Source organism: Mycobacteriales bacterium (genome assembly GCA_035504215.1).
GTDB lineage: Bacteria > Actinomycetota > Actinomycetes > JAFAQI01 > JAFAQI01 > DATAUK01.
Window position 1 is genome coordinate 23,084 of sequence record DATJSI010000032.1, and the last position, 9,565, is coordinate 32,648.

Annotated in this window: 12 protein-coding genes; 11 read left to right on the forward strand and 1 reads right to left on the reverse strand. The window is 69.2% G+C overall.

The window, feature by feature from the left end:
• Window positions 1-16: 16 nt before the first annotated feature.
• The 8 genes from VME70_03110 (at window position 17) to VME70_03145 (ending at window position 4,931) form a co-directional block, all read left to right on the forward strand.
• A complete protein-coding gene (locus VME70_03110) occupies window positions 17-157 on the forward strand; it encodes a hypothetical protein (GenBank protein ID HTW19185.1) in 141 nt (46 codons plus the stop codon).
• 166 nt (window positions 158-323) lie between these two features.
• On the forward strand, window positions 324-1,553 hold the full coding sequence (locus tag VME70_03115) for an ATPase, T2SS/T4P/T4SS family (protein HTW19186.1): 1,230 nt from the start codon (window positions 324-326) through the stop codon (window positions 1,551-1,553).
• Window positions 1,553-2,413 (forward strand): type II secretion system F family protein, encoded by an 861-nt coding sequence (locus tag VME70_03120; GenBank protein ID HTW19187.1) that lies wholly within the window; start codon window positions 1,553-1,555, stop codon window positions 2,411-2,413. Before VME70_03115 ends, VME70_03120 begins: the two co-directional genes overlap by 1 nt.
• On the forward strand, window positions 2,410-3,351 hold the full coding sequence (locus VME70_03125) for a type II secretion system F family protein (protein ID HTW19188.1): 942 nt from the start codon (window positions 2,410-2,412) through the stop codon (window positions 3,349-3,351). The genes VME70_03120 and VME70_03125 overlap by 4 nt, the downstream gene beginning before the upstream one ends.
• 26 nt (window positions 3,352-3,377) lie before the next feature.
• Window positions 3,378-3,581, forward strand: a complete 204-nt coding sequence (locus tag VME70_03130; GenBank protein ID HTW19189.1) for a hypothetical protein — start codon at window positions 3,378-3,380, stop codon at window positions 3,579-3,581.
• Window positions 3,578-3,979, forward strand: coding sequence for a TadE family protein (locus VME70_03135; protein ID HTW19190.1), 402 nt, complete (start codon window positions 3,578-3,580; stop codon window positions 3,977-3,979). The genes VME70_03130 and VME70_03135 overlap by 4 nt, the downstream gene beginning before the upstream one ends.
• On the forward strand, window positions 3,976-4,440 hold the full coding sequence (locus VME70_03140) for a hypothetical protein (protein ID HTW19191.1): 465 nt from the start codon (window positions 3,976-3,978) through the stop codon (window positions 4,438-4,440). Before VME70_03135 ends, VME70_03140 begins: the two co-directional genes overlap by 4 nt.
• Window positions 4,441-4,442: 2 nt before the next feature.
• Window positions 4,443-4,931, forward strand: a complete 489-nt coding sequence (locus tag VME70_03145; GenBank protein ID HTW19192.1) for a pilus assembly protein TadG-related protein — start codon at window positions 4,443-4,445, stop codon at window positions 4,929-4,931.
• A 109-nt stretch (window positions 4,932-5,040) separates the two neighbouring features.
• Here VME70_03145 and VME70_03150 read toward each other — a convergent pair whose 3' ends face one another.
• Window positions 5,041-6,732, reverse strand: coding sequence for a hypothetical protein (locus VME70_03150; protein HTW19193.1), 1,692 nt, complete (start codon window positions 6,730-6,732; stop codon window positions 5,041-5,043).
• A 264-nt stretch (window positions 6,733-6,996) separates the two neighbouring features.
• Here VME70_03150 and prfB point away from each other — a divergent pair, with 264 nt between their 5' ends.
• From prfB to ftsX, 3 genes are all read left to right on the forward strand, one after another.
• The gene (gene prfB / locus VME70_03155) at window positions 6,997-8,106 is read left to right on the forward strand and encodes a peptide chain release factor 2 (GenBank protein HTW19194.1); all 1,110 of its coding nucleotides are present in this window, start codon (window positions 6,997-6,999) and stop codon (window positions 8,104-8,106) included.
• A 21-nt stretch (window positions 8,107-8,127) separates the two neighbouring features.
• Window positions 8,128-8,817: a cell division ATP-binding protein FtsE gene (gene ftsE, locus VME70_03160; protein ID HTW19195.1), complete on the forward strand. Its 690-nt coding sequence runs from the start codon at window positions 8,128-8,130 to the stop codon at window positions 8,815-8,817.
• 18 nt (window positions 8,818-8,835) lie between these two features.
• A partial coding sequence (gene ftsX / locus VME70_03165; GenBank protein HTW19196.1) for a permease-like cell division protein FtsX occupies window positions 8,836-9,565 on the forward strand: 730 nt, incomplete at its 3' end.

The window sequence follows — 9,565 nt, forward strand, 5'->3', positions numbered from 1 at the left end:
GTTTGTCGTGGCTTGCGTGTGTAGGCTCCCGGATCCGTGGAACATCGACACGACGACCGGATCCGGCGACAAGCTGCCGCTGTCCGTCTACAGCACGAACACGATCGCGGGCGGCGCAAGCTTCGAGGTCGACGACTGCAACCTGACCCAGGGCTGAGCCACTGGTCGTTCGGCGCGGTGCGGAGCCTGCCGCTTCCCGCACCGGCCGCGTTATCCACAACCGTCGAGATTCGGGATTGGCGTGAGGCCGCACTGCCTCGTAGCGTTCGCGGCCTCGGGGGGTAGGGGCCGCCCGGGACGTGCTCGGGGGGAGTGCAGGGGTCGTGGACGCGACGGGGGTGGTCGAGCAGGAGGTCCGTGAGCTGGTTCGCCGGCGCGGGCTCGATCCCGCCGCCGACGTCGCCGCGGTCCGGGCCCTGGTCGACGACGTGGTTGCCGACTACGACGATCGCTCGCTGACCGGCGTACTTCCGGCACCTGGCGATCCCCGGCTGCTGGCCAGGCAGGTGTTCGATGCGGTTGCCGGCTTCGGGCCATTGCAGCCCTACCTCGATGACGAGACCATCGAGGAGATCTGGATCAACGAGCCGGGTCGGGTGTTCGTTGCGCGGAGGGGACGCAGCGAGCTGACGACCACCATGCTGCTCGCCGATGAGGTGCGCGACCTGGTCGAGCGAATGCTGAAGTCATCCGGTCGTCGGGTCGACCTGTCAACGCCGTTCGTCGACGCGTCGCTTCCCGACGGCAGCCGACTGCACGTGGTGATTCCGGACATCACGCGCCGGGACTGGGCGGTCAACATCCGCAAGTTCGTCGTCGGTGCCACGTCGCTCGACGAGCTGGTCGCGCTCGCCACGCTTACCCCGGGAGCGGCGCGGTTCCTCGATGCGTCGGTGTGCGCGGGTCTCAACATCATCGTGGCCGGCGGAACCCAGGCCGGGAAGACCACTTTGCTCAACTGCCTGGCTGCCTCGATTCCGGCACGTGAGCGGGTCATCACCTGCGAAGAGGTGTTCGAGGTCCGACTGCTGTTGCCCGATGTCGTTTCGATGCAGACCCGGCAGTCGAATCTCGAAGGCACCGGTGAGATCCCGTTGCGGCGGCTCGTCAAAGAGGCACTGCGGATGCGGCCGGACCGCATCCTGGTCGGTGAGGTACGGCAGGAGGAGTGCCTGGACCTGCTGATCGCGTTGAACTCAGGCCTGCCGGGGATGTGCACGATCCATGCGAACTCGGCGCGGGAGGCGATCACCAAGCTCTGCACCCTGCCGTTGCTGGCAGGAGAGAACGTGAGCCACGCCTTCGTCGTACCGACGGTCGCCGCCAGCGTCGACCTCGTCGTACACATTGCGCGCGACGGTCACGGACACCGGCAGGTGCGCGAGATCGCTGCCGTTCCTGGCCGGGTCGAAGGCGACGTGATCGAGCTCGCAGACGTATTCGTCACGCGGCGCGACCGCTTGGTACGGGCGGAAGGCTGGCCTCCGCATGCCGAACGTTTCGCGAGCGCAGGCATCGACCTTGCAGCACTGCTCACCGTGGAGTCGATCTGATGGGGTCGCTCATCGGCCTGGTCCTCGGGATCGGCGTGCTCTTGATCTGGCGCAGCGGACCGCGGGCTCCCCAGCGCCGACCGCGGACCACGCCGAGCCTTAACGATCGCGTAGCCGACCTGTTGCTCCAGGCGGGCTACGCGTCGGTCCGGCCCGAGCAGCTGTACGCCGTCTGCGTCGGGCTCGCCGTGCTGACGTTCATCGTGGTTGCAGGGGTGAGTCGCGCGGCGACGATCGGGGTCGCCTTCGCCGGCTTCGCCGCGTACTCGCCGATCGCGCTGGTCCGTCATCGTCGTCGTCAACGCGCTGGCGAGCTGCGCGAGCTGTGGCCGGGTGTCGTCGACAACCTCGCTTCCGCGGTTCGTGCGGGGCTGTCCCTTCCCGAGGCAGTCGCCCAACTGGCCGGCCGCGGGCCGGCCGTCCTGCGGCCGGCGTTCGAGGACTTCGCGGCGGACTACGCGGCGACCGGCCGCTTCGGCGACTGCCTCGACCGGCTGAAGGCCGCGCTCGCGGACCCGGTTGCCGACCGGATCGTCGAGTCCATGCGCCTCGCCCGCGAGGTCGGCGGCAGCGATCTCGGGCGGTTGTTGCGCACGTTGTCGGGCTTCCTTCGTGAGGACGCCCGAACGCGGGCGGAGCTCGAAACCCGCCAGGGCTGGACGGTCTCGGCGGCGCGGCTCGCGCTCGCAGCGCCCTGGGTGATCCTGGGCATGCTCGCGCTGCGACCCGAAACCGTTGCTGCGTATGACACCAGCGCGGGTATCGCGGTGCTCGCCGGTGGCGCGATCGTGTCGGTGGCGGCGTACCGGGTCATGCTGCGGGTGGCGCAGCTTCCGGCCGACGAGCGGGTGCTGAGGTGACGCCCGCGCTGACCGGCGCCGGTCTCGGGTTGCTCGGGGCGGGTGGGTTGTGCGCGGCGATTGCCGCCAGTCCGCCGATGCGTCGGGTGCGCCTCGACGACCGCCTGGCGCCGTACCTCAGGGACACTCCTCGACCGTCGCGGTTGCTGCGGAACGAACGAACCGTCACGCCGTTCTCGACGGTCGAGCGGCTGCTCGGACCGGTGCTTCGCGATCTTGCAGTACGGATCGATCGCGCGATCGGTGGCGCGTCCTCGGTGCGCCGCCGCCTCGAGCAAGCCGGACGGGACATGACCGTCGAGGAGTTCCGGATCGAGCAGGTCGTCTGGGGTGCCGGCGGGCTGCTCGCGGGTCTCGCCGTCGCTGTGTTGGCTTCAGCCGCCGGGTCGCGGGTGAACCCGATCGGGTTCCTGGTGCTCGCGGCGGTTCTGGCGTTGGGCGGCGTGCTGCTGCGCGATCGCGCACTTACCAGTGAGGTACGCCGGCGGGAGGCGACGATGATCCGCGAGTTCCCGACCGTCGCCGAGCTGCTGGCGCTCGCGGTCGGTGCCGGCGAAGGGCCGGTCGCGGCCCTCGAGCGAGTCGCGCGGCTGGCCCACGGCGAGCTGCCTCGCGAGCTGGCCCGGGCGCTCGCGGACGCCCGCGCGGGTCGCTCCGTGACGAGCGCCCTGGAGGCGATGGCGGCGCGGACATCGCTTCCGGTGCTCGCAAGATTCGTCGACGGCATGGCCGTCGCGGTCGAGCGCGGGACGCCGCTCGCGGAGGTCCTGCGGGCGCAGGCGACCGACGTGCGCGAGATGGGTCGCCGCGCCTTGCTCGAGGCAGGTGGTCGCAAGGAGATCACGATGCTCGTGCCGGTCGTGTTCCTGGTCCTGCCGGTGACGGTGATTTTTGCTTTGTTCCCAGGCTTTTACAGCCTCCAGCTGTCCGTGCCCTGAGGGATCGAGAGGATCGGAGTCGGCGCATGTATTTCGGGTTGTTGTTCGTCTGGGCGGAGCTGCGGCGGCGGTTCGGTGGCGCCGACCGGGAGCGCGGCGATGTGCCGGGCTGGGTGCTGATCACGTTGATGACGGCGGGCATCGTCACCGCGCTCTGGGTCGTGGCCGAGCCGACGCTGCGCAGCCTGTTGACCAACGCGCTGAACATCTCCGGCGATCCGAGCAAGTGAGCGGAGCCGGCGCGCCGCGTGACGGCGGCTCGGCGGCGGTCGACTTCGTCCTGGTCGGCGTTCTCGTCACATTCCTGTTTCTCGCGGTGCTTCAGGTCGGCATCGATTTCTACGTCCGGGACGTGCTGGAAGCGTGTGCCGCGGACGGCGCCCGGTACGCCGCAAATGCTGATGTCGCCGATCCCGCGGCAGGAGCCGAGCAGGCGAATGAGGAGATCACTCGCGCGCTCGGCGCGGCATACGCGACGGCGTACGCTCCCGCCGCCCAGGCGCAGGTGGATGGCGCTGCGGTCGTCACCGTTCGCGTCGATGCGCGGCTGCCGCTGCTTGCCTGGTTCCTGCCGGTCGGTCCGGCGGTTCACGCGACCGGCCACGCCTTGCTGGAGCCGAGACCGTGACCTGCTCCCGTCCGGCTGACGAGGGCAGCGCGATCGTGGAGTTCGTCTGGCTGGCGGTCCTCCTGATGATCCCGTTGGCCTACGTCGTGATGAGCGCGGTCGCCGTGCAGCGCGCGGCGTTCGCGGTAACCGCCGCCGCACGGGAAGGCGCGAGGGCCTATGCCACCGCGGGTTCGGATGCCCTGGGGGAGCGGCGGGCCGAGCAGGCCGTCGCGCTCGTCATGGCCGACCAGGGCGTGTCGTGGAAGCCGTCGGGTCGCGTCGTTGACTGCGGGCCGTGCGACTACGCGCCCGGATCGACCTTCACCGTGGTCCTGTCCCAGCACGTTGCGCTTCCGTTCGTACCAGGCTGGCTGTGCGGGCGCCGCTGCGTCGCCGGGATTACCGTTCGCGCCCGCCATGCCGAGCGGCTCAGCTGCTACTCGGGCACCGGCACACCCGACCCCGCGGCCGGATGCTGAGCATGCCGATGCGCGCGCGAGGCACCGACGACGGCTCGGTGCTCGTTCTGGTGATCGGCTACGTCGCCATTGCCGCGGTGCTGATCACCGTCGGCGTCGACGTGTCGAAGGTGTTCCTGGCCCGGCGGGCCCTGGCTTCGGCCGCGGACTCCGCCGTTCTCGCCGCCGCCCAAGGGATTGACACCGCGGCGATCTACCGCGGCGGCGCGCTTCGCTGCGGCGAGCCGCTGCCGCTCGATCCGCAACACGCGGCGGACCTCGCCCAGCGCTCACTCTCCGATGACGCCGCCGACCTGCGGCATGTCTTCGCGTCGCTCGGTCCGCCGGCCACCACGGTCGACGGCGGCACGGTGACGGTCGTGTTGCGTGGCCGGGTCGACGTACCGTTCGGCCGGGTGGTCGGCTGGCTCGACGGCTCGGCGTCCGGCGGGCGGATCGGGGTCAGCGAGACCTCGCACGCCCGGTCGCCGGTCGCCGGCGGGCTGTGTTGACCGCTTCAGCACACAACCCCGCCCGGAGTCGACCCTGTTGCGGCGCGTGCCCGGTTTTCGCGGCGCCGATGGCGAGCGTTGTGTGCTGAAACGCGCGGTCGAACGCGCCTCAGGAGCCGGTGACGTCCGCGGCGTATCCGCCCCAGTCCAGCGGGTTGCCGGCGCCGTCGGTGAGCTGCGGCGCGGTGATGTCCTGGTTGGCGAACACCTCGAACCGATCGCCGGCCGCCACCGCCGGAACGTCGAGAACGGCTGACGTCACGAGCCCGCCGCTACCGGCGCAGTCGATCGTCGCCGAGCCGTTCGAGCACGTGATCGAGCTCACCGATGCGCTCGACTGGAACCGCTTCGCCTTGGGCTTCATCGCGTAGACGGAGAGCGTGGACGGGTTGACGTTCTTCACGCCTTCGCTGAAGTCGAGCGTGATCGTGTGCGCCTGCCCGGAGGCGACGGCCCCCCTCACGTAGGGCGGCACGACGTCCCCGTGCTTGGACGTCACGCTGAGCGTGCCGGGCAGCTCGTCGCGGATCAGCTTCTTCGACGAGTTGTAGGCCGCGTTGTGCGCGCCATCCTCGACGTAAGCGCTCACCTGCCAGCTCCCGCTCGGCACGCACTTGCGGAACCTCGCCGTGCCGACCCACTGGCCGTCCTCGAGCTGAAGCTTCGCGTGCACATAGCCGTAGGTCTCGTAGCCGATGCCCGGGAACGGATAGAGCCCGCTTGCCGCTCCGCCGATCCCGTGGTGGGTCGAGAAGTCGACGTCGACCCGGTGGACGCCGGACAACGTGTCGGTTGCGGTCGCTGTCACCGTCATCGACGCCGTACCCGACGTGCTGTTCACCGTGGGCGGCGAGAAGGTCAGGCTGGTCAGCACCGGCTTGGTCCTGTCGGTGTTGCTGGTGACCTTCAGGTACGACGAGAAGTGCCGAGCGTGCAGGGTGCTCGCGGTGATCAGACGGAACTGCGGCTTGTCCTTCGCGGGATACTCGACGAATAGCCGCGGCCGGCTCGTGGCGTCGCCGAGCCACTCCGGCACGGTCATCGTGCCGGTCCACGTGTTGGTTGCGTGCTTGGTCAGCTCAAGGCCCTTGTTGAGCCCTCGGCCATGGCCCTTGCTCCGCGAGAAGATGACCGAGACGTTCCTCGGAGCGGGCGAGCTGAAGGATGCCGTGACGTGCAACTTGCGAGCCGCCTTCGTCGTATTGACCGCGCTCGGGTTGAAGCCGAACGACGTCAGAGCACCTGCCTTGACCTTCTTCGGCGGTGGCGCGCCGTGGCCGGTCAGCGTGACCGTCGTGTCCCATCCGCTCTGCAGCCGGATGTCGGTCGGCCCCTGCGGGTAGGTGCCGAAGTCCGGGTAGAAGCCCTGGTTGCCCGCGGCGTCATCAGCCTGGACGTAGCGCAGCGTCCAGGTGCCCGGCCGCGCTCGCTTCGGGATCGTGAGAGTGCCGGTCCACACGCCGTCGTCGGCAGTGCCGCCGGTCAGCTTCAGCGAAGTGCCCACGCCGCCGCCCGGCCCGGAGAGGAGGAGCCCGACGCCCGCGACGCCGCTGGCCGCGCCGTTCTGCGACGTGTCGGTCGCGTCGACGGTCACCGGGACCGTGTACGGGCCGGTGCTGAGGTCGACGGTCGAGACGCCGAACTGCACGCTCTGCACCTGCGGTGGCACCGTGTCCGAGGGCGGTGCGCACAGGCTGGCCGCCGCGGCAGGGGTCGCCGCCCAGATCGGCACGACGATGGCGGCTGCGGCGAACATCCCCCCGGCCGCGGTGCGACGTACGAACGTGCTCCGAGCGTTCATCGCGATCCCTCTCGCCGTGGGCCAGCATGGCGCGCGCGGACGCCGCCGTCAGTTCGACAGACGCAGGCGGGAGGCGGTTGGTTCCCATCGCCGCGGACGTTTCAGCACACAACGGTGCCCGGTTCGCCCTGATGAGTACGCCGATGCCCGGCTATGCGCCGTCGATCGGGGCCGGTTGTGTGCTGAAACGGGCGGGGCGAGGCGAGCCGGACCCGCACCCGCACCCCCGACGCCGGTCGCGCAACGCCGGTAACCTCGCTAGGCGTGTCCGATCTCGACCCCGCCGACGTGCTCAAAGGGCTGGTTGCCACTCTCGGCTCGATCGAAGCGGTGCTCGACCCGGACGCGATGCGCACCCAGCTGAAGGACCTCGAGGACGAGGCCGCCGACCCGGATCTGTGGAACGACCAGGACCGGGCCCAGCGAGTCACCCGGAAGATGGCGTCGCTTCGCGCCGACCTCGCCCGGCTCGACACGTTGCACGCCCGGCTCGACGACCAGCTCGCCGCGATCGAGCTCGACGACGCCGACCTGATCGCGGAGGCACAGGCCGGCCTGCCGCAGCTCAAGGCCGACATCGAGTCACTCGAGGTTCGGACCTTGCTCTCGGGCGAGTACGACGAGCGCGATGCCCTGGTGACGATCAACTCCGGCACGGGTGGCACGGACGCCGCCGACTGGGCCGAAATGCTGATGCGCATGTACCTGCGCTGGGCGGAGCGTCACGACTACCCGACCGAGGTCTTCGACACGTCGTACGCCGAAGAGGCCGGCATCAAGTCGGGGACGTTCGTCGTGAAGGCGCCGTACGGCTACGGCACGCTCGCCGGCGAGCACGGCGTGCACCGGCTGGTCCGGATCTCGCCGTTCGACAACCAGTCGCGCCGGCAGACGTCGTTCGCGAGCGTCGACATCACGCCCGTGGTCGAGGAGACCGACCACGTCGAGATCCCCGACGAGGACATCCGGGTCGACGTCTACCGCTCCTCGGGTCCCGGTGGCCAGGGCGTCAACACGACCGACTCCGCGGTACGCATCACCCACCTGCCGACCGGCATCGTCGTGACCTGCCAGAACGAGCGGAGCCAGATCCAGAACCGGGCCAGGGCGATGGAGGTGCTCGCCGCAAAGCTGCTCGAGGTACGCCGCCAGGAGGAGGCCGACGAGATGGGCCGGCTGAAGGGCTCCCGCAACACGGTGGGCTTCGGCAGCGACGACAAGGTGCGCGACTACGTGCTGCACCCCTACCAGATGGTCAAGGACGCCCGCACCGGCGTGGAGGTCGGCAACACGAGCGCGGTCCTCGATGGCGATATCGACGAGTTCATCGACGCGGAGGTGCGCTGGCGTCGCACTCAGGGGGAGGACGGCTAACCGCCGGTAGACTTCCTCGTTGTGATTCGGTTCGACGGGGTGACCAAGGTCTACCCAACGAGCACGCGCCCGGCGCTCGACGAAGTCAGCGTCGAGCTCGACAAGGGCGAGTTCGTCTTCCTCGTCGGCGAGTCCGGGTCCGGCAAATCGACCTTTCTGCGGCTCGTGCTCAAAGAGGAACAACCGACCAAAGGCAACATTTGGGTGGTCGGGAAGGACCTGGGCAAGCTGCCCCGCCGCAAGGTCCCCGTGCTGCGGCGCCAGGTCGGCACGGTGTTCCAGGACTTCCGTCTGCTCCCGAACAAGACGGTCGCCGAGAACGTCGCCTTCGCCCTCGACGTGATCGGCAAGCCGCGCCACACCGTGGCCAAGGTCGTGCCCGAGGTGTTGAGCCTGGTCGGGCTCGACGGCAAGGAGAACCGCCGGCCGGACGAGCTGTCCGGTGGCGAGCAGCAGCGGGTCGCGATCGCGCGGGCATTCGTCAACCGGCCGCGCATCCTGCTCGCCGACGAGCCGACCGGCAACCTCGACCCCGGCACGAGCGTCGGAATCATGAAGCTGCTCGACCGGATCAACCGCACCGGCACCACGGTGGTCATGGCTACCCACGACTCGAACATCGTCGACTCGATGCGTCGCCGGGTCGTGGAGCTCGAGGGTGGTCGAGTCACCCGTGACCAGAACCGCGGCGTCTACGGCTACTCCCGCTGACCGCTCGGAGACCTTTACATGCGCTTTCAGTTCGTCGTGTCGGAGCTTGCCCTTGGCCTGCGCCGCAACGTCACGATGACCGTCGCGGCGATGGTGACGATCACCATCTCGCTCACGCTGCTCGGCGGTGCGCTGATGATCCGCACCGGTGCGAGCCGACTCGAGCACGATCTGCTCAACGAGATCGAGGTGTCGGTCTATCTCCAGCCGAACTGCGGTACGCCGAACGCGCCGGCGAACTGCCTGACGCTGAACGACCAGACCCAGATCTACAAGACCCTGAAGCAGTTGCCGCAGGTCAAGAGCGTGCAGTACGTCTCGCAGGCGGAGGCCTACCAGCACTTCAAGGACGAGTTCGCGAACGACCCCGACCTGACCAAGGAGGCCGGCCCGAACACCCTGCCGGCGTCGTTCGCGGTCGGGCTCAAGGACCCGCACCAGTTCGCAGTGATCAACAGTGCGGTCAGCCAGGCCCCCGGGGTGCAGTCCGTGACGAACGCCTCGCAGGATCTGAAGACACTGTTCGCGTTCTTCCACCGGGTGACGCTCGGCGTGTTGCTGATCGCTGTTGTGCTGCTCGCGGCGACCTGCTTGCTGATCTACAACACGATGCTGGTCGCAGCGTTCACCCGCCGCCGGGAGACCGGGATCATGCGGTTGGTCGGCGCCTCAGACTTCTACATCCAGGCGCCGTTCATCCTCGAGGGCACGGTGATCGGCATCATCGGCTCGGGCTTTGCCCTTGCGT